Origin of the sequence: Cocleimonas flava, assembly GCF_004339015.1 — a bacterium.
GTDB lineage: Bacteria > Pseudomonadota > Gammaproteobacteria > Thiotrichales > Thiotrichaceae > Cocleimonas > Cocleimonas flava.
The window spans coordinates 42,143-67,527 of record NZ_SMFQ01000002.1 but is presented as its reverse complement, the minus strand read 5'-3'; the positions used below and the strand labels follow the sequence as shown (position 1 = coordinate 67,527).

Sequence of the window (25,385 nt, the reverse complement as noted above, 5' to 3'; positions counted from 1 at the left end):
TAACCATTATGCATCTGACCAAACGGCATATTCATTGCCGTTTGGGTCGGTAAAGTGAAAACGTCTGCCGCCAGGAAATGAGAAAATTGCTTCGCTGATTTCCCCGGTAGATTGTTCAATCTTTTCCTGAGTACTGTCTAGATCATTACTGTAAAACACCACTAAAGCGCTTCCGTTTTTAGTGCAAACATTAAGTTCTGATTTATAGAATCCCCCATCAATACCCGCATTATGGATGGCTGTGTACTCTGGTCCAAAATCTTCAAATGTCCATGCAAACACATCGCTGAAAAATGATTTGGCTTTTTCGATATCTTTCGCTGGTAGTTCAATGTAGTTGATCTTTTCGTGTTGCTTACTGGTATTACTGGTGTTTTGGGACATATTCAACCTCACTTAACTCTATTGTTTTATTTTATGAGAACCGCATGGATGTTAATGCTTGGTTCTATTAAACACGATTAATTACTATAAAACACGGGCAAAAAAATACACCCCCCTACTTACAGGCCTTTTTTTAAATAAAGGCCTGTAAGTAGGGGGGTGTATTAGGTTTATTTTATTTGTTAACGTTTATTACAGTTTATTGAGTCACGTTAACTTCGACAATCGCGGACCCGTTATGACCATGATTATCATGCACACCGTAGTAGAAAGAATCAGTGCCGATATAACCAGCGTCTGGCGTATAAAACACTCCGCCATCTTGTTTAACGATGGTGCCATGCTGTGGGGTATCAACTTGATCGAGCACAAGTACGTCGCCATCAGCATCTGAATCATTACCCAATAAATCGATAAATACTGTTGCCCCTTGTGAGGTCGTAGCCGTATCTGGGACTACATTAGGCCAGTTATCATTATTATCGTCGGGGTCAACACTCGCTACCGTTACGCCTTCTGTGCTTAAGCCACCGTGCTGATCTGAAACGGTGTAGATAAATGAATGACTGCCGACATTGCCTTGTGGGTCATAGCTCACTGTATTGTCGCTGTTCACATACGCTTCGCCCAAAGCAGGCTGGGAAACAGAAACAACCGTTAATTGATCACATTCTGCATCGCTATCATTAGACAATACATCAATAGTGACGACGTCATAATTATTGGTTGAAACGGCGTCTTGAAGAACATCCGGAGCAGTATTCGGCGAATGTCTTTGTGCATCCGTACCAACAAACACCGTTCTTGATTCAGCACTGCTATTACCCGCAGAATCTGTTACAAAGAAACTCTGTGTGTAACAACCTGCAATATTGGTATTAATATCGTTTGATTCTAAAACCTGATCGCTGATGTCGCCGTCAACATCATCGATAGCTAATGCGCCCGGGTCATTAAACGATTCGCCTAATGCTAGCAATAAAGGTGTCGAACCACGCATGTATAGCGTTGGGGAAGTGCTGTCATTTGGTTGATTTGCGGTGTTAACAGGGTTATTAACACTGTTGTTTGAACTGCTACTGCCGCCTCCACCACAAGCCTGAAGTTGCAATAAAGCAACAGGGATGAGTGTGTATGACAGTAGTTTACGTAATTTCATTATATCTTCCATTGTGTTTTTGGGGGTCTTAATAGGTATAGAAATAGGGATAAACGGTTCATTTGTCTGTACTTAATAATCATGCAAGCCTTGCATCTGCAGCGGTGAAAACCTAGACTCCATGCTTTAAAAAATACAACGAGGGGAAGACTATGCCTAAGGCAAATGAACTAAAACGTGGAATGATTATAGAATTCGATGGCGTTCCACATGCCGTAAAGAGCGTAGACTGCAAAAGCCCATCTTCTCGTGGTGCATCAACTTATTACAAGATCCGTTATAACAATCTACAGACAGGCATGAAGCGTGATGAATCGCATAAAGCGGAAGAGATGCTCAAAGAAGCCGATTGCCAGCGCGTTAAAGTTTCATTTTCATATATGGATGGCGATAATTATGTGTTTATGGATAACGAAGATTATTCGCAACACTCCTTGAGTAAAGATGATCTGGGTGACCAAGTAGGTTATATCACCGAGGGTATGGAAGAAATCACAGCATTATTGCTCGAAGGCAATATCATCGGAGTTGTTCTGCCATCTACGGTATCTTTAGAAGTCACGGACACCGCGCCAAGACTCAAAGGCGCAAGCGCAACAAACCGAAATAAGCCGGCTACTTTAAGCACGGGTATTGAAGTGCAAGTGCCAGAATATCTGGAGACCGGTGAAATTATCAAAGTGAATACCGGAACAGGTAAGTTCATGTCTAGAGACAATGAGTGATTTGTCTCTGATTTTATATTCCGTATTTTAAGCTAATGTCCTAAATATAGAACCATCAAAAATAGCTCAATAAAAAAAGTATCAATAAAAAATGGCCCCAAAGTAGGGGGGGTGACTTCAAGTTATCTTTCTACTTAACATACTTAAGTGGTAATGCTCCGGTATCGACCACGCGCCGCATTACAAAGCTCGACGTTACACTGCTCACACCTGGAATGGTGGTAATGTGATTGAGTAAAAATTCCTGATAGGCCTCCATGTCGGGCACCACAACTTTGATGGTGTAGTCCGCGTCCTGACCAGTAATAAGATAACATTCGATCACTTCTTCGTAGGTTTTGAGTTGGGCTTCAAACACTTCGAATTTTTTAGGTGTATGACGATCCATTCCAATTTGAATGATTGCAGTGATATCCAGCCCTAGCTTCTTACGATCCAGTAATGTCACTCTTTTTTCGATAATGCCATTCTCTTCAAGAATCTTTACCCGACGTAAACAGGGTGAAGCAGATAGTCCGATTTTTTCTGCGAGTTCCTGATTGCTCAAACCTCCGTCAATTTGCAATTCCTGAAGGATTTTAACGTCAAAAGCATCTAATTGGATTTTGGATGTCATGATTTATCTGTTGACTAGTTTAATATTGCTAAAAAATAACAAAATTTGATAATAAATGCCAATTTAAGATAAATTAATGAATTATTCGCAAAGTAATTGCGCGGTTTTTTGCTTATCATTCCACTTATAGAATCTAATCAATATTAATCAGGATTAAACTGGAAATTGTTATGAAAGCTGGCTTCGACCATAAAAAATATAAACCATTCGCTCCGATCGAGATGCCTAATCGTGCATGGCCGAATCGTTCGATAACACAAGCACCAAACTGGTGTAGTGTGGACCTGCGCGATGGCAATCAGGCTTTACCGAATCCGATGAATGTCGAACAAAAGACTCGCATGTTCAAGCTATTGCTTGAATTGGGTTTCAAAGAGATTGAAGTGGGTTTTCCGTCGGCTTCGCAAGCAGATTTTGATTTCGTACGGGTCCTAATCGAAGAGAATATGATTCCGGATGATGTAACCATTCAGGTGCTAACCCAGGCACGTGAAGATTTGATTTCACGCAGCTACGAGTCTTTGGTAGGCGTTAAACAAGCAATTGTGCACGTTTATAACTCGACTTCGTTTGTACAGCGCGAGCAAGTGTTCAGACGCGACAAGCAAGGCATTACTGATATCGCGTTGAATGGAGCGAGCTTGGTGAAATCGTATGCTGAAAAATACCCTGAAACACAATGGAGCTTTCAGTATTCTCCTGAAAGTTTCAGTCAGACAGAATTAGATTATGCGGTTGATGTGTGTAGTCAGGTAATTGATGTCTGGCAAAAGGATAATAAAGACCAACGTGTGATCATTAATCTACCTGCAACGGTCGAGTCTGCAATGCCGAATGTGTTTGCCGATCAAATCGAGTGGTTTTGCAACAATATTCCACAACGTGACAGTATTGAAATCAGTTTGCATACGCATAACGATCGTGGTTGTGGAATCGCTGCTGCAGAAATGGGTATATTGGCGGGTGCGGATCGTATCGAAGGAACATTGCTAGGTAATGGTGAGCGTACTGGCAATATGGATATCGTCACCATGGCGATGAATTTGTATTCGCAAGGCATCGACCCCGAATTAGATTTAAGCAATATGGCTGAAATCGTGGAGTGCGTAGAATATTGTACGCAGTTACCGGTTCATCCGCGTCATGCATGGGCAGGAGAATTGGTTTACACCGCGTTTTCTGGCAGTCATCAAGACGCGATTCGTAAGTCTATCGACTTCCATAATGAAAATGGACGAGAACATTGGAATGTCGCTTACTTGCCAATTGATCCTCGCGATATTGGCCGCGAATACGAAGAAGTGGTGCGTATCAATAGCCAGTCAGGCAAAGGTGGTGTGGCATTAGTATTAGAACGTGACTTTGGTATCACATTGCCTAAATGGATGCATGGTGAATTGAGTGTGTTGGTACAAGCGCATGTGGATAAAAGCGGTGAAGAAATTACACCAGCGAAAATTCATGAGATTTTCCAGAGCAACTTTATTCAGGTGTCAGATTTATGGACACTAAGAGACTATTCAATCAAGACTAAAGAAGATTATGTCGAACTTGAATTTAACATCGGTCAATCTCCCGCCTTTAAAGGTGCAGGCAAAGGCGCCTTCGAAGCAATGGTCGATGCAGTGAAAAGGCGTTCTAGTATGAATATACGCGTACTTCACTTTGATGAATTCGCATTAACCGAAGGAACACGCTCTGATGCAATTGCGGCTGTAGCAATAGAAGTAGAAGATAAAATATACAGTGCCTGCGCGATTGATGAAGATATTACTAAAGCGGGTTTACAGGCTTTGTTATCGGCAATGGATTCTGCGGTTAAACTAGAACAACTTGCGAAAGCCGTGTAAAACTTAACTGATCTTTAGTTTGAAGTGAGTTTAAACTTTAAAAAGTACAGACGAAAAAAAACCACCCAGTAGGGTGGTTTTTTTATTCTTCTTATTATTCGAATTATCTTCCGAATAATTTACCAGCAAGACCAATAGCGCCGCTGATTCCACCGATTGAATCGAGAAGTGATCCGCCGCTACTTGCCTGATCCATCATCTGTGGCATCGCATCGCGTAATCCGCCGACAGCTTCTGTCTCGCTCATACCTAACTGTGATGCAAATTCAGAGATTTTGTCAGCACCGAAAAGATCAGTTACATCGCTATCTGCCATTTCCTGATTTTCGCCATCTCCAAGGAAAGAAGCAGCCATCTCAGCCATTCCGCCGCTTTGCATTTTGCCAAGCAGAGAGCCGATGTCTAATCCGCCTTCTTCACTATCGCCAGTAAGGCCAGAAAGTGCAGAAGTTAAAGATCCAAGATCAAGGCCACTGCCTGCTTCACCACTACGTTGGCTATTCATAAATGCCGAAGCACCCATTTTTAAAAGATCGCCCATGTCCATAATATTATCCTTTAGATTAATTAATACTTGTTTCAACAAATATAAGTGTTACTTGTTGAATTTAGGTTCAATTAGTCTTGAGGAATACGTAGCATTTGACCCGGGAATATAAGATCAGGGTTTTGGATGACTTCTTTGTTAGCTTCAAAAATTTCAGGGTGACGGTTACCGTCTCCATAAGCATTCTGGGCTATTTTCCAAAGGCTATCGCCTTTCTTAACTTCGTAATATTCAACAGTAACAGTTTGAGCTGGAGCAGTGACTTCATCGGCGTGAACTTCTTCGATGCCTAAAGCATTACCGGCCATTAGAATGACTTTTTCCAGTGCGCTGGGGTCATCTGTTTCGCCTTTGATTGTTGCGACTCCGTCTTTAACGTCGACTTCAAGGTTGCTAATACCAGGGTTATCTTCTTCGATATGTTTTTTTAATTTTTCTGGCGCTTCATCTTCGCTGCCAAAAATTTTCTTACCAATATTCTTGGCAAAGCTTAATAGACCCATTGTAAATCTCCTTTGATTTAATTAATTTGTGAATTCTAATGATAGTTTATATTTATCAGAATTACACAGCTATCATAGGGTTATATTCATGTATTTCAAGGTGATTGAATTAAATCCTTGTTGGCAACACGTTAGGCAGCATAGCTAGGCAATTTTACTAGGCAACATAGCTGGGCAAGATAGTGCCAGCGTATAAACGAATTCAAAAAAAGTGCCCCAAAGTAGGGGGGTGCCAATACTTAACGCACAATTAGATATGATCAGCTAAACGTAATCAGCACAATATTTGGCTTTTAAAGAAATGAGCCAAACTTAACAAAGCGTTTGTGCCAATAGGCGTTATCCATAGAAGCGACAGTGACGCGTTTTCCGCTTGAGGGTGCATGCACAAATTTACGGTTGCCTATGTAAACGCCAACATGATTGGTTCTGGCGCCGGTCTTAAAAAATAGCATATCGCCGGGTTGTAATTGCTGGTAAGGAATGGTGCGGCTGCGGTCTCTTTGGTTTGCAGTGGTTCTTGGAATATTCATTCCTAAGGCATTCTTATGAACATACGTCATGAGTCCACTGCAATCGAACCCTTTTTGTGGTGAGTCACCCCCCCACTTATAGCGGGTTCCTATGGCGCTTGTTGCAATTTGCACCATTCTGTTGCGGGCAGGATTAACATCATAAACAGCTGACTGTTGAGTCTGCTGTGAAAACTGAGGGCGTGATGCCTGCTGTGAAGATGACTGTGGTGCAGAGTTTTGCACCTGTCTTCGGGATGGTGATTGTTGTGAGTAGCGTTGCCCTTGTTGCTGTGCTCTTTGTTGCTGTGCGCTTTGTTGTTGCACGGCTGCCTGTTGTTGATTGCGCTGGGGCTGTTGGTAATGGGTATATCGACCCTGAGAACAGGCTGATATTAATTGGGTTAAAACGATTAAGCTTAACAGGGCGCTTAATTTCTTCATTGCTATTTACTCTTATTATCATTTTTCTGTGCACATAAAATGCACATAAGAAAGGAAGAATGAGTCTCAGTAAATGAATTAGAGACCATTAAAGATGATAAGAGTACTTGGTCAATGGTTACTGTATGCTGAATCAAAATGAACTTAATTGATTTTAAGCTTGCTAATCATTATGAATTTTTGATGATTTGAACCTAGTAATTAATAAATAATGAGTAACAGTGCGTTTTTGAGAGAATCTTAAGTGTGGTTATTAAATTAACTTAAACATAATCTCATACAGTGATGTGTAAATTATTGTAGAATCCATAACACTAATTAGAAAACTGCTTCAGGGTTTAGTTTAGAACTTAACAAACTGAAAACAGTCATAAGCTATTAGTCATATTTCCGGGGCTTTCCTTTGTCAGACAATAAAGACAAACCATTTGATACATTAAACCTCTCCGAGGTTTCAGATATTGTTACCGATTCCGCAGATGATGCTGTGGACGTCGAAAACACTGTGGACGTTGATAACAGCACTGAGCATGATGACCTTGAGCCACTTGCGTTGGCAGAAGAAGACGCTGATTTAACAGAACAAGCTGTTCCACCCAGAAAACGTACGGTATTCGGCATTATCTTAGGCGTATTTAAAGGTTTATGGCGCGTATCCAGAATTGCTATTTTAATCGGTATTGTGATAGGTTCATTACTGACTGCAGCCTATGTTTTACAACAGGATGAACTGGTTCGATCGCAGTTTGAAGGTAAGCGTTGGGCATTGCCAGCACGAGTTTTTGCAAGACCATTGGAAATTTACGAAGGTCAGAGTTTAAAGCCGGAAAATCTACAGAAAGAACTTCAATTGCTGGGTTACAGCTATGTCACTCATCTGGTCGGTACGGGACAATTCACCAAAGATAAAAAAGGACTGTTCTCTATTCAAACGCGTGGTTTTAAGTTTGCTCAGGATCAGGAAATTTCACGTAGAATCAGTATCCAGATTAAAAAAGATAAGATCGTCAAACTATCAAATACAGAAAGCAATGAGCCATTAACCCTAATGCGACTCGAGCCTGTTTTAATTGGTAATTTCTATCCACAGCATAATGAAGACCGCGTTTTGGTAAAGCTGGATGACGTCACACCGCTACTGGCAAAAGGTCTGGTTGCTGTTGAAGATAAGAAATTTTACGATCACTTTGGGGTTAATCCAAAATCTATTGTTCGTGCTGTCTTGGCTAATGCTGAAGCAGGTCGAAGAGTTCAGGGTGCAAGTACGCTGACGCAACAGTTGGTGAAAAACTTCTTTTTAACCAGCGAAAAAAGTTATAAGCGTAAAGCGCAAGAAGCCATCATGGCGATGCTGCTTGAGGTGCATTACGATAAAGATGAAATTCTCGAAGCCTATTTGAATGAGATTTATCTGGGGCAAAACGGTAAACGTGCGATACATGGTTTCGGTTTAGCGTCTCAGTTTTATTTCAATAAACCAATTAGTGAATTAAGCACAGAACAGGTCGCACTATTAATTGGATTGGCAAAAGGTCCATCGGTTTACAATCCAAGATCTCATCCTAAAAGAGCAATGGAACGTCGTAACCTAGTGTTGGATGTGATGGCGAGGGAAGGCGTTCTGGAAGAAGAGAAAGTCGCTGTTCTTAAGAAAAAGCCTTTGGGAGTGAATACCTTTGCGCCACCGAGTGTGAGTCCTTTTCCTTCTTATTTGGAACTGGTACGTAAGCAATTACAAAGAGATTACAACGAGAAAGATTTGAATTCCGAAGGATTACTGATCTTTACTTCGATGGATCCTATCGTTCAAATCACCGCTGAAAAGGTATTAAAGAAACGTATCGAGCAGCTCGAAAAATCCAAGCGCATGGAGAAAGATAAACTCAATGGTGCGATGGTGGTTAGTAGCGCTCAGGGCAGTGAAGTATTGGCTGTGGTGGGTGGTCGTGATGCACGTTTTGCCGGTTATAACCGTGCTTTAAGTGCTTCACGTCAAATCGGCTCGTTGATTAAGCCGGTGGTTTACCTGTCTGCAATTGAGTCAGGTGAATATACCTTGGCGAGTCCGGTTGATGCAGGTCCTGTGACAGTTCGTTTATCCAAAACAAAAACCTGGAAACCGAAAAACTATAGCGGAAAAGATTTAGGCATTGTTCCATTTGAAGAAGGTTTGGTTAAATCCCTAAATACGCCAACGGTGCGTATTGGCATCACCTTAGGTCTGGAGCAAGTTATTCGTACCTTGCATAATCTGGGTTTAAATCATGAGGTGACAGAGAACCCCTCTTTATTGTTGGGCGCTTTGCAGTTAACGCCGATGGAAGTGCAACAGATTTATCAAACATTGGCAGCTGGTGGAAGTTATACGCCGTTAAAGGCAATCCGAAGTGTGATGAATTCATACGGTGAAACGCTCAAGAGTTATCCACTAAAAGTTCGACAGGTTGCCAAAGAAGAATCGGTTTATTTGTTAACTTACGCTATGAATAAAGTCACCAAAGAAGGCACGGCACGTTACTTAAGTCATGCCTTGCCTGCTTGGAAAAATTCTGCGGGTAAAACAGGCACAACTAATAAAAATGTAGATAGTTGGTACGCTGGGTTCACGGGCCAACACGTGGTGTCTGTCTGGGTCGGACGGGATGACAACAAGCCTACGGGTTTCACAGGGGCTGCTGGCGCATTACGCGTATGGGCTGATTTCATGAAAGAGATTCCGACTAAACCATTTAAGCCAGTTAGACCTAAAGGTATTAAGTTTATGAAGGTTGATACGGTTACGGGTCTGATTTTTAATCCATCGTGTGGGAAATCTCATACAGTGCCTTTCTTTGCGGGAACAGAGCCTAACGAAATCAGTGAATGCGTTCCTGAAATACAGTATGAAATTAGTAGCGAGTCTACAAATAATTCAGCAGGTGCACCTGTTTGGCAAGGCAACAATAGTGCGAATAGAGCACCTAATAATCAAAATCGTCAAAATAGAAATCAGACCGATCAAATGAATTTGTCTGGTAATGGATTGGCAAAGAAAAAAGCCATTCAATGGAGTGATAAACAAAAACAACAAGCACCTGTTGATGATGGTCCGATTTGGAGTGGTCAGTTATAAGCTGTCATATATTGGTTGCTTATTGAGCTTCTGGTAATATACTCCGCGCTGATTCATTCTATTTAAGTACACCCCCCTACTTATAGCGTGTTTTTTCCAACAAAAATTGGAAATAAAAAAGCCCCCAAAGTAGGGGGGTGGATCAAGATAATTCTTACAAGCCTTATAAAACCCGTATTTACAGCCCCCTGTATTTACTGAAAATGAAAACCAGAGAAAGCATAAGCAACATGAACACATTTCCTCAATACAATAATCCATCTAATTATCAGTTCATTTTTCAATTTACCCATAAAGTAAAATGTGTAGGATTGGCATTATTGCTCATGAGTGTGACGGGGTGTTCGGTTGTCGATTCGTTTCAGTCACCACAACCTCAGGCTCGAGCTTTACCCAAAATTCCTGAAGTTAAACGACAGCAAGTCAATAATCCTCGCTATACGCAGCCGAAAAAAGTGACGCGTGTGCAAAAAGCGCCCGTTGCAAAAGTGGTCAAACCTCAGGTTAAAGTCATTACAGCCGAGGAAAGAATGCAGGCAAAGGAACTTTTGCAAAAACAAGCTAAAGAGCAGGCTACGGTTGATATCGATCCTTATGCAACGGTACCTGAGAGTAATTCTTTGAGTATTACATCTACGGTAGAAAATCCTAGTCCAGAGAAAGAGGAGGCTGCTGATACTTCTTCGAGTAGCTCACCTGCGGTTAAGTCACTAATGGTAGGTGCACGCGCAGATTTGGCAATAGGCAAAAATAGCTCAGCGGTGAGTAAACTGGAAAGAGGTTTACGCATAGAATCTCAGAATCCAGAGTTATGGCATTTACTGTCAAAAGCGCATTACTCAGATAACGACTACACACAGGCTATCACCATGGCTAAAAAATCTAATCGTTATTCAAACGATGATAATTTGATTGCGCAAAACTGGGCATTAATTAAAAAAGCAGGTGAGAAATCAGGTAACGCCACTGCTATCAAAGAAGCGCTTGATTACATCAAGTTAAATCCTTGATATGGGAATTGACTTAGATGATGACTGGAAAAAACTGCTAAGTGATGATGGGCCGCTAGCAGCCGCCATACCAGGTTTTCAGGTACGTGATCAACAACAGCAAATGATGGAAGCGGTTGGCGAAGCGATTCAAAACCATTCTGCTGCGGTTATCGAGGCGGGAACAGGTGTTGGTAAAACCTTTGCGTATTTGGTGCCGGCGATAGCTTCCGGTGGTCGAATTATTGTTTCAACAGGGACCAAAACCTTACAAGACCAACTTTTTGCCAAAGATTTGCCCGTCGTTAAAAATGCCTTAAAAACTGATACTCAAATCGCACTACTAAAAGGGCGCGCAAATTATCTGTGTCGGTATCGCTTGGGGCGTGCTCAGTCGGAAGGTCAATTTGATGATCGCCGTACCATTTCTCATTTGCAGCGAATTGCTGACTGGGAAGTCATGACCTATTCTGGTGATATTGGAGAACTTAATAGCGTTCCCAGAGATGCTGAAGTCTGGCAGCAAGTCACTTCAACTGCAGATAATTGTCTAGGCACAGATTGTGAGGACTACGACAGCTGCTTTGTGGTTAAAGCCCGAAGAGAAGCGCAAGAAGCCGATGTTGTCGTCGTTAATCATCATTTATTTTTTGCTGATTTAGCCTTAAAGGAAGAGGGTTTTGGCGAATTATTGCCGAGTGCAAATGCGGTTATTCTGGATGAGGCACATCAACTCCCTGAAGTTGCTTCTACGTTTTTTAGTGAAACATTAAGTAGTCGCCAATTAATTGAATTAGGCCGGGATACCCTCGCTGAGGTTCTTAGTGGTGCTGCAGATATGACGGATTTACGCGATGATTTGCGTGAATTGGAAAAGTGCGTATTAGACTTACGTTTAGCGATGGATAAACCGGGTCTGCGTGAGCCGTGGTATAAAATAAAAACGAAACCAGCTATCGAAAAAGAGATTGCGCATTTAAGTGAAATACTCGATTCCTTGTATAGTCAGTTAAAAATTGCGGCTGAGCGTAGCAAAGGACTTGAGTCTTGTTACGAGCGCATACAAATTCAGGTAGAACGTTTACGTAATTTAAATGATCCAAAAGCTAATACCGTTCAATGGTATGAAACCTATACTAGATCCTTTTCACTGGTTTCAACACCTTTAGATATTGCAGATACGTTTAAAAAACATTTAGAAAGTTGGCCGTGCGCCTGGATTTTAACCTCAGCAACCATCGCTGTCGGAAAATCGTTCGATCATTTTACCCAGCGCATTGGCATGGAATCACCGAAGGAATTATTGCTCGATAGTCCATTTGACTATTGGCACAATTCCTTGCTTTATGCGCCACCGAATATTCCTGAACCGCAAAATGCAGAATTTGTGCCTGCGTTAGTTGAAGCAGCTATCCCTGTTATTAAAGCGAGTGGTGGTCGAACATTTATGTTGTTCACCAGTTACCGGGCACTCAACGAAGCCGCGGAACTGTTGCGAGGTGAAATCGATTATCCCATTCTGGTACAGGGTGATTCATCACAAGGCGACATGATCGATAATTTCCGTAAATTGGGTAATGCCGTTTTACTGGGAACCAGTAGTTTCTGGGAAGGCGTTGATGTCAGAGGGGAAGCGTTAAGCTGTGTTATTATTGATAAGCTTCCGTTTGCATCACCGGGTGATCCGGTTCTTGAAGCGCGTATCAAAAGTATTCGTGAGGCCGGTGGTAATCCTTTCTTTGAATATCAGCTACCGCAAGCAGTAATTGCGCTTAAACAGGGTGTAGGTCGTCTTATTCGCGATGATAACGATACCGGTTTGCTGATGATCTGTGATCCGCGTTTACGAACTAAATCTTATGGAAATACGTTTCTGGAAAGCATGCCGAGAGTCCCTAGAACCAGTAAGCTAGAAGTGGTTGAGCGCTTTTTCGAACACCTAAAAACTAAAAAACTCCAGACTGAATCGCCTAAAGGCGAAGATCTGGATAAGGGTAAAACTGCCGATGCCTAATATACTCGCTATAGAAACTGCTACAGAAGCTTGTTCCGCTGCTTTGATCAGCTTTGAAGATAATTCAACTGATACAGATGTTAACACTGCAGAGCGAAAGGGTGCAGAGCCTAAAATATTCTCGCAATTTAAACTTGCCCCTCGAGAACACACCAAGCTAATTCTGCCAATGATAGAAGAAGTGCTGAAAGTAGGGGGGTGTACCATGGATGATATCGATGCAATTGCATTTGGTCGTGGCCCAGGAGCTTTCACCGGCTTGCGCATTGCAGCAGGTATCTCTCAGGGTTTGGCGCTTTCTATAGATAAACCTGTGATTCCTGTTTCTACTTTATCTGCCTTGGCACTTCAGTCTGTATCCGCATTACAGGACAGACAACAAAAATATTCGGGTGAAACAATTCTTGTCGGGCTTGATGCGCGAATGGATGAAGTCTATTGGGGGGCTTTTGAATTCCAAAAAAGTGAATTAATTCTCATAAATGATGAAAAAGTCACAAAAATGGTTGAGATTGGGGAGTATATTGACAGTTTTGAGGGCAAACATTTTCTAGGTATCGGTTCAGCCTGGGATGCATATACATTGGAAACATTGGATGGTTCTGTTAAAAACTCTGAGCAAAGTTTAACGATCATCGAGAATGCTTTTCCTTGTGCTACGGAGATTGCTCGCCTTGCGATGATAGAGTTTTTGCAACAAAGAACAGTCGCAATTGAAGATGCACAACCCGTATATATTCGTAACAATGTAGCGAAAAAATCGAGCAAACAATAAATTATTCTTATAATACAGTATCTTAAAATTCTAACCTGAATGGGTAATATCCAAGTTTTAGATTATTTGAGATCATGTTGGATATCGAATTTTTAAATGATTTAGATTTTTGGCTAAAAAGAACGAAATATCAACTTTCTGATTTAGAACTAATAATAATTAAAATGAACTTTTGAACGCATATTTCTATCTAAATTTAAATAGCTTTTTTAATTATCACGCTATTTTAAAGCAAAATAATTAAGTCAGTTACATTTCTAGTTTGGACATTTAAGTATAAAAATATATGAAAATTAAATTTTACGGAGTTAGAGGATCAATAGCTACACCCGGACCCAATACTATTAGGTATGGCGGAAATACTGCGTGCGTATCTGTTAAGTCCGATGATGGTTCTCATTTCGTATTAGATGCTGGGACTGGAATAAAAATTCTGGGCGATGAGTTGATGGAGAAGTCTTCTAAAGAAGATATTCATTTGTTTTTTAGCCATTATCATTGGGATCATATTCAAGGTTTTCCTTTTTTTCTACCGGCCTATCAGCCTGATCAAACGATTCACTTATTAGCTGCACACATGCAGGATGAACAAACCCATACTGTATTAACTCAGATGACTGATCCTCACTTTCCTGTACCTAGCGACAGGTTAGAGGCTAAAGTAAAAGTTTTATCCGTCATTAATAGCATGTTGTTGATTGGGAAAACGCAAGTTAAAACCAAATCATTGAATCACCCTGGTGGTGGTTCTGCTTATCGTTTAGATATGCCTGAAGGTAGTATGGCGTATGCGACTGATAACGAGCTTTTTCCGCCTAATGAGCCAGATACTAATTATCAAGATTGGGTTGATTTCTTTCAGGGTGTGGATTATTTGATTCATGACGCTATGTATTTGGATGATGAATTACAAAAAACACACGGCTGGGGACATTCGTTAATTTCCCAGACATTGCAACTTGCTGTAGATGCAAATGTTTCTAATTTAATATTATTTCATCATGATCCATCAAGAACGGATGAGCAGTTAGATCAGATATTGATTGATAGTAAAGCGTGGGTGAAGTCACAAAATTCAGAATGTCAGGTATATATGGCAAGAGAAGGTGACGAATATGCAGTTATGGAAGGCGTAAACTCAGCTGTAGCGTGTGCCTGATTTTTTCGTATGCTGAGCTGGCTACTGCTTAGCGTTCTATCTTTAGTTATATTTAGATTCTTTAGTTATATTCAGATTCAAGCTTACTAAATTCAAATTCGGGCTCTATTTCTAAAGCCCGAATTCAATAAAGATACAAAATTGACACCCCCCTACTTATAGGGGGATTTTCTATTCCATTTCTTTTATAGAGAGTCGTTGGCTCCTAAAACTCAAGCGATAGATTTCGATGATGCGATAAACATGCTGCCATTTCTTTCGCCTGTGGATCTGTAAACCTTGGCTGCAAACGCAATCCGATATTCTTGGAAAGTGCTGTTTTATAGGTTTCTAAATCAGGCACTAGATCAGTAGCAGCTCTATTGCGCCATTTGATCTCACTTGCGTAAATTTCTTTAGCTTCATTGTAAAATACGAGTGCTTTATTTCGAGCTTCGTTGAGCGCCGTTTCATCTTCCACTTTCTTAAAAGCACGTCTGGTTTTTGCCAGTTTGGTTTTGATGGCCCCAGAGCCTTTAACCTTATTAAACTGTCTTTCCAGTGCTTTTACATCTTCAACAATTTTGTCTGCATCATTAGATGTAATGCTATCTCCAAGTGAATTCATACTATCCCCTGCATCAGCAAGTAAGTCTTTTGATGCAATGATTTGAGAAAGCTCTTGAAGTGGCTCATAAGCAGAATCCACGCTAGTGTTGTACTGTCTACGTGATTTCTTTAATGCCTTATCAAGTTCTTTGTAACTGGCATTTTCCTTGCTCCATTGCTCTGGAACAGAAGCCTCAAGCTCGGCCTTTTCTTTAGTCAGGTTGCTGATTTTTTCCTTGAAGCTATCAATATCAGGACTATCTTCACTCAAATCATCAAGTTCGTCTTGTATAGATTCGATTTCGTTAGCTAATTTTTTGACGTCAGAATTAATATAACTCACTTGCTGTTGCAGTGGTTTATAGGCTACTGAAAATTCCTCTATTTTCGACTTTTCTTCAGCAATGACATTGGCTAACTCTAATCCTTTCAAGGCACTCTCTGTACTTTCAGTAAATTGGGTAGCCAGTTTCTTTGGTAAGTAACTTACATCCAATGTTTGTGCCTGTTTGATGCTCGCCTTGATCTCGTCGCTATTATTTGCGTATTGCTCTTGGACATAGTCTTCAAGACAAAACTGTAGCTTAGGATTCATCGGCGGAGGAGCAGTTTCTGAAAGTAAGTGTGTACGGTTTGGTAGGTAGTTTACCAAGCTTGGGTACAAACCAACGATAACTAATCCGAGTAATTGCAACAGAATAAAGGCAGATGCACCTTTATAGATATCTGTTGTTTTCACTATTTTATCGGCGACACCACGTAAGTAGAATAGGGCGAAGCCGAACGGTGGTGTTAAGAAGGAGGTCTGGATATTTAAACCTATCATGACACCAAGCCATACTGCAGTTACGTTAGCTTCTGGGTTAGCAAGCAATATTGGGGCAACTATTGGTACAACTACTACTGCAATTTCGATGAAGTCGAGGAAGAACCCTAGTAAGAAGATTACTAGCATTACGACAATGAACTGAGTCCAGAAACCACCCGGTAAAGTCGTTAAGAAATGTTTAACTATTTCTTCACCGCCAAAGCCACGGAAGGCTGATGTAAGCATCGCTGCACCAATCAGGATAACAAACACCATTGATGTCATTTTAGCGGTATCAATCATGACACTCTTAAGTGTGTCGTCGATTTTAAAGGCTCTCAACGCGCTCCAGCCGATAGCTATTACAAGTATAGCGACTGCTCCAATAGCGAGCTTAATACCAAAGAATTGCTCAGGACTGTTGATGCTTCTTACATTCAAGTCATAGGTATTTGAAAGGAACCCTATTGCAAAGATGGCAAACAGCGTCATAAAAGCAGGGATATATCTTGTCGATTTACTGCCTGTATGTAGTCTATAGCCTGCCATCACCATGGCGCCGATGGCACCGATGGCTCCTGCCTGATTCACGGTGGCAACACCAAGAATGATTGATCCTAAAACGATAAAAATTAGAGTTAGAGGAGGAACAAGTGCAAGCAAGATATTTAGTAAAAAGGATTTGTCGTACTCACCGTCATAAGGAACAGGTGGAGCTGCTTCTGGTTTTATCCATGCGTAAATAAGGATGTAGAGCATATACAAACCAACAAGGATCATTCCGGGGATTAGTGCACCCATGAACATATCGCCCGCACTAGCCGAGACTACATCTAGATGCGAAGGCATATTAAATTCACCCGTAGCTTCTTTGTAGAGGGTCTTTCTCATTGTGCTTGCTTGATCAGCTGCATTTGATAACTGATCAGCGAGTATGATTAATACAATCGAGGGGGGAATTATCTGCCCTAAGGTTCCGGAGGCACAAATCGTTCCCGTTGCCAGTGACTTCGAATAATTATTGCGCAGCATTGCGGGCAGGGAGATTAGACCCATGGCGATAACTGTCGCTCCAACAATGCCAGTTGTTGCTGCTAATAGAGCACCAACAAAAACAACAGAGATTCCCAATCCACCCGGAAGAGGACCGAATAGTTGCGCCATAGCTACGAGTAGATCTTCAGCGATTTTTGAGCGCTGCAGCATTATCCCCATGAAAATGAATAATGGAATCGCAATCAGCGTGTCTCGTTCAACAATCCAATAGAGGCTTCTAAAGTTAGTCACACCAGCACTTAGCCATTGAGAAGGGCTACCTTCAGCAAAATAGGAGCTTGGGTCACCTGTAAAGAGATAACCTGTAAGTGCTGCTAAACCTACCGAGATAATGGCAGAACCTGGAAGTGCAAATGCAACGGGGAAACCTGATGATAATGCCCATATCATCAAAAAGAATAATAGACCTAAAAAGAGTAATTCCATTAGTGCTCTCCTCCACTAGGTAGCTCTGCATCTGCTTCTTTAAATAGAAAAGCACAATTCTTTAGAAAATAACTGATAAAAATAAGTGCCATCGAGACAGCAAATACAACGAGAAATGCAGCCATTAAATATTTCACATACATACCATAGCCACTAGGTGAGGTTTCAAAACTAAGTATAGGAGCGATTAAGCTACTCTGACGACTCCCAAGGCCGTAGTGTAGTATCGTCCAGCAAACAGGCAATCCGAGGATCAAAGATCCCAAGGCATTTACCCATGCCTTCTTTCTATTGGTAACGCGTGCATAAAATACATCAACACGAACATGGCCGCCTTCAACCAATGTATAAGCACTAGCAAAAAGGAAGAATGCCGCATACCAGAATCTGACTAAATCACCCATGAAAGCTTGTTCGTAAGAGAAAACAAAGCGTGTAATTACGATGGTGAACTCGGCTAAAACAACCAGAAAAGCGAGCCAGTAAAAGCCTAATGATTTACTGAACCATGCAACCACAATGGCTAAAACCAGTAATGGGTAGTGAACATAGAGTCCACGTTGTGTAGATTGATCGAGCATTTGCGCAGTTTCTGCACCAACGATAGGAATGAGAATTTCTTCTACGCGTAAAAATGAAATGACAGCATCTGTCAGGCCAATAAAGAACACCGCCCAGAATGCAGCTCTAACAATGAAATAAGATAGCTCTTTATAACGCTCTGCATCAGAAGAGAGCGTCTTTTCTGGAGAACGTTTAATCGAAAAAGTAATCAAAACGAATGTGGCGATATATATAAGCAGTAACGCAATGCCTTTATATAGCCTCGACGATTCAAGTGCTTCGCCTCCCATAAAGGAATGAAGGGTTTCGGTCAACGGAGGCCAGTCATGCCAATAAATCAGAAAACGACTCAATAAATAAAGCAGTACCGTAGCCACTAAAATCCGCGCAAAAATTCTGATAAAACTTCGCGATGATGCGTGGGTAGCTATAGATGTCTGTTGATCAGATAAACTAGAAGCTGAATCCATTAGAGTCCTTTCCTTAGCAGGTGAAATTAATTTTATTAAACCACCAGTAATTAACAAGAACAGTAGTCTTATTAAGAATTTCTTTGTTAAAGGTAGTAGTTTAAGAAAACCAAATTATGGTTAATTTTGAACAGAAACGGAACCACAAGGTTCCGTTTCTGGTTGAGTGTCGGAGTACTAGAGACCCAAAACTCTGTTACGTTGCTGAACATAAGCCTGATCAGAAATCTTGGCCCATGCACCAACATTGGTACGTGCTGCTATGAAGCTCTCATGAATTTCTTTAGCTAGTGGACTGTGTTTTTGAACATCGTCAAATACTTTATCCGCTGCTTCACCGAAACTGTCATAGATGTCATCACTGAATGCGCGAAGTTTTACACCGTGCTCTTTTAATAACGATGCTAATGCTTCACCATTTTTAGCGTTGTATTCAGACATCATTACGTCATTTTCAGTAGATGCTGCTGCTTCAACCATACCTTGTTGAGCTTCAGTCAAGCTATCCCACCACTTTTTGTTCATGCCGATTGAAAGCATAGCGCCCGGCTCGTGCATGCCTGGGTAGTAGTAGTATTTTGCTGCTTCGTAGAACTTCATGATCTTATCATTCCAAGGACCAACCCACTCTGTTGCATCAATTGCTCCAGATACAAGGTTTTCGTAGATCTGTCCACCAGGTAAAGTAACTGGAGAAGCACCTAACTTGGATAAAACGTCTCCACCAAGTCCTGGCATACGCATTTTAAGGCCTTTGAAGTCTTCTGCAGAGTTCATTTCTTTACGGAACCAACCGCCCATTTGAACACCAGTGTTACCACACATAAGTCCTTTTAGACCGTATTCGCCTGCGAGTTTGTCCCATAGCTCTTGTCCGCCACCATAGCGAATCCAAGCATTCATCTCAGTGTATGTTAATCCAAATGGAACAGATGTGAAGTATGCAAATCCTGGGTGTTTTCCTTTCCAGTAGTATTCTGCACCGTGGTAAATTTGTGAGTTGCCCGAAGCAACTTCATCAAACGAGTCAAACGCTTTAACGCGCTCTCCAGCAGCATAGTATTTAACTTCCATGCTACCACCACTAATTTTGGTGAGTCTTTCTGCGAAACGTTGTGCACCTGTACCTAAACCAGGGAAGTCACGTGGCCAAGTTGAAACCATGTTGATTTTCATTTTTTTGCTATGGCTGGCTGCCACTGCTGGTGCTGCGACTGTCGCTGCTGCAGCTGTTGCTGCACCGGCTATGGCACCTTTAAGTACTTTACGTCTATCCATTTATAATATCCTCTGTTATGGGTTAGATCTTCTTTATATTTATAGAGGCCTACCGAATAACTGTGGTTTCCGTTATTTACAGGCAAGACTTCTTAGTGTGATTAATCACGTCCATAAGACTAGCTTAAGAATGAAGACCATGCATCGGTAAAATTACGTAAAAATACAACTAAAATTCTTTTAAGTTGTTAGAAAACCTAAAAAAGTGCCCGTAAGTAGGGGGGTGATCAACAGATTCGCGCAATTAAATGTAACCATGCTTTTTCGCATAGCGAATTAATCCTGCGATCGAGTGTGTATCTAGTTTTCTATAGATATTGCCACGATGGCATTCTACTGTGCGCAAACTGATGGAGAGTTTCTCGGCAATGTGTTTATTGTTTAAGCCATTTAACAGTTCTATCAATATAGCTTGTTCACGTTTGGTGAGTTTGATTGCAGCGTTATCTTTATTATCCAGAATATTTGCAGCGTTAGAACAGAAGTGAGTTCCGCCTTGATGTATTGTCCTTACTGCATCGATCATATCAGCTGCGGGCTGGTCTTTTAATATGTAGCCTTTTGCGCCTGAGTCGATAGCATTTTGCATGTACTCTTTATTGTCGTGCATGGTTAAGATGAGTACTTTTATATCGGGGTGAGAGTTAGATAAAAGGCGTGTGGCTTCTAAGCCATTAATATTAGGCATGCTTATATCCGTGATGATTACATCAGGTTTTAGTGCATCCGTTATATCGAGTAATTCTTGTCCGGTAGCTGCAACCCCAATCACGTCGATATCCTCAACGTCTTCAAAACGCGTTTTAATACCATCCTGTACCAAAGGATGATCGTCAGCAAGTACCACGGTTATTGTGCCAGTTTGGCTATCTGTAAGTTCAGTGTTGTTTTTAAGTAAAGTGTTCATAATGGAATGTGTACGATAACTGTTGTGCCCTTATCAATGGACGAATTAACGGTTAGAAAGCCTTCAAGTAATTCAGTTCGATCGACCATATTGCGTAAACCAAGGCCGCGCTCGGGATTTGTCTGTTCCAGCGTTTGTTTATCAAATCCTATGCCATCATTGCTGATACTCAAATGAATAGAGGCTCTTTTCTTATCGATCTTAAGGGTAACATGTTTAGCAGAAAGGGCATGTTTTTCTATGTTGGTGACAGCTTCCTGGATGATTCTATAAAAGGCTGTTTCTATTTCCTGAGGTAGTCTTGTGTTGGTGGCATTGTTTTTGTAGTCGACAATGATATTGGTGCGTTCTGAAAAGTCTGAAAGTAAACTTTTGATCGCTGAGTCCAGTCCAAGATCATCTAACAGGCTAGGGCGAAGATCGCGCGATATTCTTCGTACTTCCTGAATTCCAGTATTCAGAATTTCATCTGCTTCATCAATAATATTTGCGGTGTTTTCGGTCTCACTGTTCGGTTTTAGTAATTTGCTTTTGGCTGTATCGAGTTTATATCTGACAGAAACTAATAATTGATTGATGCCATCATGCAATTCGCGTGATACCCGTTTTCTTTCGTCTTCCTGAAAGTTAACCGTTTTATTGGTTAGATCGCGCATTTTCTGGGTGGCGAGTTTGCCCTCTGACAGGTTGATCAAAAAGCCAATGAGTGAAGTCAGTAAGGTGGCGATAATCGCTATGATGGAGGTAAGCAATAGCGTCTTCTTGTTTGTGTTATTGGCTTTGTCTTTTATGCCAAACACGCCTTTTTCGATGTCGTCGATGTAAAGTCCGGTTCCCACCATCCATTGCCACTTATCTAAGCCAATAGAATAACTGAGCTTTTCAACAGATTTTCCGCCTGAAGGTTTGTCCCAGAGATAGTGTGTAAAGCCGCCGCCTTGTTTGGCATTTTGGATTAATTCCTGAATCAGTAATTTGCCATTGTCATCTTTGAAATTAAAAAGGTTTTTGCCTTCAAGTTCTGGTTTTCTAGAATGAACGATATTGACCCCGTTATAGTCATAAACAAAAAAGTAACCATCTTCACCATATTCCATGTTTTTGAGGATGTCATACACTTCTTGCTGGGCATGTTTTTTTGCTACATTAGGATTCTCATAAACATTGATGATCGCTGTATAGGCGAGTTCCATATAGTTTTTAAGTTCATTCTTCTTGGTGTTCAATAACTCTTGTTCAAACGTTTCTGCCTGAGTGCTGGCGAGTAGTTTTGTCTGGTGAGCTGTGGCCAGCGCTATCCCTGAAATAGCAATAATCAGAGGAATTAACGTAAGTAACGCTATTTTAAATTTATAAGGCAAGGCAGCAAACATATTCGTATTTATAGCGTATCTAATGGTTTCGTTGCAGTTAAATAAAATAAAGTTTTAATATAAAAAATGCCCCAAAGTAGGGGGGTGACCTTATTTTAGTCTTTAATTCACTTTTTCTGTGTTGAATTGGCACAAAAAAGGCAGGTTGAGTAAACCTGCCTTTTTATAGTGTGTAGACTAATTTAGTGTATAAGCTAAATCAGCCTTAAATGACACGACAAGCTTTAAGGCATATCAGGTAATTCTTCCTGGTCATCAGCTTCTTTTTCAGGTGGTAAAAGCGCTTCACGGGTAATTCCCATCATTAACAATGAACTGCTTGCCACAAAAATTGAAGAGTAAGTACCAACAATTACACCAATAATCATGGCGAGTGAAAAACCGTGAATGATTTTACCACCGAAGTAAAATAATGCGGTTAACACCAATAATGTAGTTAATGAAGTCACTATTGTACGGGAAAGCGTCTGGTTAATAGATGTATTAATCGACTCTTCTGCCGTAGCTTTTCGGAGTTTAAGGAAATTTTCCCTGACTCGGTCAAACACTACGATAGTATCGTTGAGGGAGTAACCGATAATCGCCAGTATGGCCGCTAGTATGGTCAAATCAAACTCAATTCGGGTGATTGAAAATATCCCGACGGTGATAACTACGTCGTGTATCAGAGCGACGATTGCTCCCACTGAAAAACGGAATTCAAAACGCAAGGTTACGTATATTAGAATGCCAGCTAAAGCCAGAAGCATTGCTGTGCCACCATCGTCACGTAGCTCATCACCGATTTGTGGACCAACAAACTCTACGCGTCGCAACTCTACATCAGCATTGGTGCTTTTTAGGATTGCAAAAACAGCATCGCCGATTTTCGCTCGGTCTTCACCTTCGTGTGGTGCTATTCGAATCAATACATCTTTCGCTGTACCAAAGTGTTGCACTGAAGCATCAAAGTTTGCCGCGGTTAATGATTCACGGATCTTGTCGACATCAGCTGCTTCCTTGTAACCAACTTCAATGACTGTACCGCCGGTGAAATCAACACCCAGGTTTAAGCCATTGACAATTAATGAGCCTATTGAAGCAATCATTAAAATAGCGGAGAAAATCATGGCAATTTTGCGTTTGCCCGTGAAATTGATTAACTTTTTAGTTTTTGTATTCATTATTGATAGCTCCTAAATATGCAGCTTCTTAAGACGTTTCTTACCGCCGTAAATTAAGTTAATCACTGAACGAGTGCCCATGATTGCGGTAAACATTGAAGAGACAATACCTATTGCCAGCGTTATTGCGAAGCCTTTTATAGGTCCTGTTCCCATGCCATAGAGTACAATTGCGGCAATCAAGGTTGTGATATTAGCATCGGCGATGGTCGAGAATGCTTTCTCATAGCCCGATTGAATCGCAGCCTGAGGCGTCAAACCATTGCGCAGCTCTTCCTTTATCCGTTCATAAATCAGTACGTTCGCATCAACCGCCATACCTACGGTCAGTACGATACCTGCTATACCCGGTAAGGTTAGAGTAGCCTGTAGCATTGATAGTGCAGCAACAATCAAAACCAGATTGAGTGTTAACGCCAGATTCGCTACCAAACCAAATACTCGGTAATAGAATGCCATAAAGATCAATACAAGCACGAAACCAATGATTACCGATTTAAAGCCTGCTGAAATATTATCAGCACCAAGGCTTGGACCAATGGTGCGTTCTTCTACGATATAAACGGGCGCCGCAAGTGCTCCAGCACGAAGAAGTAGAGCAAGGTTGTATGCTTCTTGAGGGGTATCTAATCCAGTGATCTGAAAGCGTTTGCTGAGTTGCTCTTGAATACGAGCAACATTGATTACTTCTCTGGAAACTTTGGTGTTCTTAGTGAAAGTGCCGTCATCTTGTTTGGTAACAACTGTTTTATGTTCGATGAAAACCACGCCCATTAGTTTCTGAACATTAGCACCTGTCGATTTAGCAAATAACTTAGCGCCTTTGCCATCAAGAACGATCGTAACTGAAGGGCGTTGATCACGTTGATCGAAACCTGAAGAAGCATCGGTAATATAATCACCTGTCAACATCACTCTGCTTTTTAGCAGGATAGGGTTACCGTTTCTTTCAACAAATAATTTATCGCCAACAGGGATACGACCAGAAGCTTGTGCAGAGTAGGGGTCATTACCCTCGTCGACTAAACGAAATTCAAGTGTTGCTGTAGTTCCAAGAATTTCCTTCGCCACTGACGGGTCTTGAACACCAGGTAATTGCACAACAATTCTTTCAAGTCCTTGTTGTTGAATGATTGGTTCACTAACACCCAATTCATTCACACGCTTACGCAAGGTAGTAATGTTTTGTTGTAGGGCAAAACGCTTGGTGTTGTTGATGTTATTTTGCGTTAGTGTCGCTTTTAAAGCAGCACCTTTGGCGGTCTCTTCATCTTCAAAATCAATTTCGTTGCGGTATTCGCCTCTTATTTCACGTCTTGCCTGATCTCTAAGCTCTGCTGTCTTAAATTGGATTATTAAGTCATCAGCAACACGTTTTACACCCAGATAACTGATTTTCTTTTCACGTAAAAAAGTTCTGAATTCTTCACTGTGGCGAGTAAGAGATTTATCAATGGCAGATTTCATGTCAACTTCCATCAGGAAGTGAACACCACCACGTAAGTCCAGACCTAGATTCATAGGTTTGAGGCTTCTTAGCCAGTTAGGTGTCGCAGGGGCAAGATTCAATGCTGTATTGTATTTGCTGCCTAGGCTGGTTTTGATGGCATCAGCTGCTGCAAGTTGCGTATCTGGCGAATCAAAACGAATCAAAGCTTTGCTGTTATCTATTGATTGAGTGTCTTCAACAGCGATACCATTTTCAGTCAGTGTGTCTTTGATTTGTTGAAGGACGGAAGCATCAAGAGGAAAATCTGGAGAGCTAGAAGTAACCTGAACGGCAGGTTGAGAGGGATAAATATTGGGCAATGCGAGGATAAGACCTCCCAGCATTACGACAATAATTATGATGTATTTCCACATTGGATAGCGGTTCATTATTATTAACCCGGTGTGTTTGTAACGTTATAAGTAAATAACCCCCATGCTTAGAACTAAGACATGAGGGATTGTTATGCGTCGA

General features: G+C 41.3%; 20 protein-coding genes. 7 read left to right on the top strand and 13 right to left on the bottom strand.

Annotated features, from left to right (window positions below; all coding sequences use genetic code 11):
• Window positions 1-6 precede the first annotated feature (6 nt).
• The gene (locus EV695_RS00310) at window positions 7-384 is read right to left on the bottom strand and encodes a VOC family protein (RefSeq protein WP_131903933.1); all 378 of its coding nucleotides are present in this window, start codon (window positions 382-384) and stop codon (window positions 7-9) included.
• Window positions 385-583: 199 nt separating this feature from the next.
• Window positions 584-1,543 carry an Ig-like domain-containing protein gene (locus tag EV695_RS00305; RefSeq protein ID WP_165874583.1) on the bottom strand — a complete coding sequence of 320 codons (960 nt, stop codon included), beginning with the start codon at window positions 1,541-1,543 and terminating at the stop codon, window positions 584-586.
• Between the two features lie 152 nt (window positions 1,544-1,695).
• On the opposite strand from EV695_RS00305, the gene efpL reads away from it, so the two are divergent.
• The gene (gene efpL, locus EV695_RS00300; RefSeq protein ID WP_131903929.1) at window positions 1,696-2,268 is read left to right on the top strand and encodes an elongation factor P-like protein EfpL; all 573 of its coding nucleotides are present in this window, start codon (window positions 1,696-1,698) and stop codon (window positions 2,266-2,268) included.
• 130 nt (window positions 2,269-2,398) lie between these two features.
• Here the strand turns inward: efpL and EV695_RS00295 are convergent, their stop codons facing one another.
• The gene (locus EV695_RS00295; RefSeq protein WP_131903927.1) at window positions 2,399-2,884 is read right to left on the bottom strand and encodes an Lrp/AsnC family transcriptional regulator; all 486 of its coding nucleotides are present in this window, start codon (window positions 2,882-2,884) and stop codon (window positions 2,399-2,401) included.
• Between the two features lie 170 nt (window positions 2,885-3,054).
• Between EV695_RS00295 and EV695_RS00290 the strand changes: the two genes are divergently transcribed.
• Window positions 3,055-4,734 (top strand): 2-isopropylmalate synthase, encoded by a 1,680-nt coding sequence (locus tag EV695_RS00290; RefSeq protein ID WP_131903925.1) that lies wholly within the window; start codon window positions 3,055-3,057, stop codon window positions 4,732-4,734.
• Window positions 4,735-4,837: 103 nt separating this feature from the next.
• Here EV695_RS00290 and EV695_RS00285 read toward each other — a convergent pair whose 3' ends face one another.
• From EV695_RS00285 to EV695_RS00275, 3 genes are all read right to left on the bottom strand, one after another.
• The gene (locus EV695_RS00285) at window positions 4,838-5,281 is read right to left on the bottom strand and encodes a YidB family protein (RefSeq protein WP_131903923.1); all 444 of its coding nucleotides are present in this window, start codon (window positions 5,279-5,281) and stop codon (window positions 4,838-4,840) included.
• A 71-nt stretch (window positions 5,282-5,352) separates the two neighbouring features.
• Window positions 5,353-5,784 (bottom strand): peptidoglycan-binding protein LysM, encoded by a 432-nt coding sequence (gene lysM / locus EV695_RS00280; RefSeq protein WP_131903921.1) that lies wholly within the window; start codon window positions 5,782-5,784, stop codon window positions 5,353-5,355.
• A 293-nt stretch (window positions 5,785-6,077) separates the two neighbouring features.
• The gene (locus EV695_RS00275; RefSeq protein ID WP_131903919.1) at window positions 6,078-6,740 is read right to left on the bottom strand and encodes a C40 family peptidase; all 663 of its coding nucleotides are present in this window, start codon (window positions 6,738-6,740) and stop codon (window positions 6,078-6,080) included.
• Window positions 6,741-7,143: 403 nt separating this feature from the next.
• Between EV695_RS00275 and mrcB the strand changes: the two genes are divergently transcribed.
• The 5 genes from mrcB to EV695_RS00250 all read left to right on the top strand — a co-directional run bounded on the left by mrcB (window position 7,144) and on the right by EV695_RS00250 (window position 14,789).
• A complete protein-coding gene (mrcB, locus tag EV695_RS00270; RefSeq protein WP_131903917.1) occupies window positions 7,144-9,852 on the top strand; it encodes a penicillin-binding protein 1B in 2,709 nt (902 codons plus the stop codon).
• A gap of 230 nt (window positions 9,853-10,082) precedes the next feature.
• On the top strand, window positions 10,083-10,862 hold the full coding sequence (locus tag EV695_RS00265; RefSeq protein WP_131903915.1) for a tetratricopeptide repeat protein: 780 nt from the start codon (window positions 10,083-10,085) through the stop codon (window positions 10,860-10,862).
• Between the two features lies 1 nt (window position 10,863).
• Window positions 10,864-12,855 (top strand): DNA repair helicase YoaA, encoded by a 1,992-nt coding sequence (gene yoaA / locus EV695_RS00260; protein ID WP_131903913.1) that lies wholly within the window; start codon window positions 10,864-10,866, stop codon window positions 12,853-12,855.
• Window positions 12,848-13,630 carry a tRNA (adenosine(37)-N6)-threonylcarbamoyltransferase complex dimerization subunit type 1 TsaB gene (gene tsaB, locus EV695_RS00255; RefSeq protein ID WP_131903911.1) on the top strand — a complete coding sequence of 261 codons (783 nt, stop codon included), beginning with the start codon at window positions 12,848-12,850 and terminating at the stop codon, window positions 13,628-13,630. The genes yoaA and tsaB overlap by 8 nt, the downstream gene beginning before the upstream one ends.
• Before the next feature lie 286 nt (window positions 13,631-13,916).
• Window positions 13,917-14,789, top strand: coding sequence for an MBL fold metallo-hydrolase (locus EV695_RS00250; RefSeq protein ID WP_131903909.1), 873 nt, complete (start codon window positions 13,917-13,919; stop codon window positions 14,787-14,789).
• Window positions 14,790-14,994: 205 nt separating this feature from the next.
• Here the strand turns inward: EV695_RS00250 and EV695_RS00245 are convergent, their stop codons facing one another.
• From EV695_RS00245 to secD, 7 genes are all read right to left on the bottom strand, one after another.
• Window positions 14,995-17,667 carry an SLC13 family permease gene (locus EV695_RS00245; RefSeq protein ID WP_131903907.1) on the bottom strand — a complete coding sequence of 891 codons (2,673 nt, stop codon included), beginning with the start codon at window positions 17,665-17,667 and terminating at the stop codon, window positions 14,995-14,997.
• Window positions 17,667-18,701: a TRAP transporter small permease subunit gene (locus EV695_RS00240; RefSeq protein ID WP_207906906.1), complete on the bottom strand. Its 1,035-nt coding sequence runs from the start codon at window positions 18,699-18,701 to the stop codon at window positions 17,667-17,669. Before EV695_RS00240 ends, EV695_RS00245 begins: the two co-directional genes overlap by 1 nt.
• Before the next feature lie 177 nt (window positions 18,702-18,878).
• A complete protein-coding gene (locus tag EV695_RS00235) occupies window positions 18,879-19,979 on the bottom strand; it encodes a TRAP transporter substrate-binding protein (RefSeq protein ID WP_131903905.1) in 1,101 nt (366 codons plus the stop codon).
• 244 nt (window positions 19,980-20,223) lie between these two features.
• Window positions 20,224-20,886, bottom strand: a complete 663-nt coding sequence (locus EV695_RS00230) for a response regulator transcription factor (protein ID WP_131903903.1) — start codon at window positions 20,884-20,886, stop codon at window positions 20,224-20,226.
• Window positions 20,883-22,259, bottom strand: coding sequence for a cache domain-containing protein (locus tag EV695_RS00225; RefSeq protein ID WP_131903901.1), 1,377 nt, complete (start codon window positions 22,257-22,259; stop codon window positions 20,883-20,885). Before EV695_RS00225 ends, EV695_RS00230 begins: the two co-directional genes overlap by 4 nt.
• Before the next feature lie 224 nt (window positions 22,260-22,483).
• Entirely contained in the window at window positions 22,484-23,422 is a 939-nt protein-coding gene (gene secF, locus EV695_RS00220) for a protein translocase subunit SecF (RefSeq protein WP_131903899.1), read from the bottom strand.
• Between the two features lie 12 nt (window positions 23,423-23,434).
• Window positions 23,435-25,300, bottom strand: coding sequence for a protein translocase subunit SecD (gene secD / locus EV695_RS00215; protein ID WP_207906905.1), 1,866 nt, complete (start codon window positions 25,298-25,300; stop codon window positions 23,435-23,437).
• Window positions 25,301-25,385 lie beyond the last annotated feature (85 nt).

Coding starts and splice junctions, on each gene's coding strand:
- EV695_RS00310 (WP_131903933.1), bottom strand. CDS start 384: ATGTCCCAAAACACCAGTAATACCAGTAAGCAACACGAAAAGATCAAC.
- EV695_RS00305 (WP_165874583.1), bottom strand. CDS start 1,543: ATGAAATTACGTAAACTACTGTCATACACACTCATCCCTGTTGCTTTA.
- efpL (WP_131903929.1), top strand. CDS start 1,696: ATGCCTAAGGCAAATGAACTAAAACGTGGAATGATTATAGAATTCGAT.
- EV695_RS00295 (WP_131903927.1), bottom strand. CDS start 2,884: ATGACATCCAAAATCCAATTAGATGCTTTTGACGTTAAAATCCTTCAG.
- EV695_RS00290 (WP_131903925.1), top strand. CDS start 3,055: ATGAAAGCTGGCTTCGACCATAAAAAATATAAACCATTCGCTCCGATC.
- EV695_RS00285 (WP_131903923.1), bottom strand. CDS start 5,281: ATGGACATGGGCGATCTTTTAAAAATGGGTGCTTCGGCATTTATGAAT.
- lysM (WP_131903921.1), bottom strand. CDS start 5,784: ATGGGTCTATTAAGCTTTGCCAAGAATATTGGTAAGAAAATTTTTGGC.
- EV695_RS00275 (WP_131903919.1), bottom strand. CDS start 6,740: ATGAAGAAATTAAGCGCCCTGTTAAGCTTAATCGTTTTAACCCAATTA.
- EV695_RS00265 (WP_131903915.1), top strand. CDS start 10,083: ATGAACACATTTCCTCAATACAATAATCCATCTAATTATCAGTTCATT.
- yoaA (WP_131903913.1), top strand. CDS start 10,864: ATGGGAATTGACTTAGATGATGACTGGAAAAAACTGCTAAGTGATGAT.
- tsaB (WP_131903911.1), top strand. CDS start 12,848: ATGCCTAATATACTCGCTATAGAAACTGCTACAGAAGCTTGTTCCGCT.
- EV695_RS00250 (WP_131903909.1), top strand. CDS start 13,917: ATGAAAATTAAATTTTACGGAGTTAGAGGATCAATAGCTACACCCGGA.
- EV695_RS00245 (WP_131903907.1), bottom strand. CDS start 17,667: ATGGAATTACTCTTTTTAGGTCTATTATTCTTTTTGATGATATGGGCA.
- EV695_RS00240 (WP_207906906.1), bottom strand. CDS start 18,701: ATGGATTCAGCTTCTAGTTTATCTGATCAACAGACATCTATAGCTACC.
- EV695_RS00235 (WP_131903905.1), bottom strand. CDS start 19,979: ATGGATAGACGTAAAGTACTTAAAGGTGCCATAGCCGGTGCAGCAACA.
- EV695_RS00230 (WP_131903903.1), bottom strand. CDS start 20,886: ATGAACACTTTACTTAAAAACAACACTGAACTTACAGATAGCCAAACT.
- EV695_RS00225 (WP_131903901.1), bottom strand. CDS start 22,259: ATGTTTGCTGCCTTGCCTTATAAATTTAAAATAGCGTTACTTACGTTA.
- secF (WP_131903899.1), bottom strand. CDS start 23,422: ATGAATACAAAAACTAAAAAGTTAATCAATTTCACGGGCAAACGCAAA.
- secD (WP_207906905.1), bottom strand. CDS start 25,300: ATGAACCGCTATCCAATGTGGAAATACATCATAATTATTGTCGTAATG.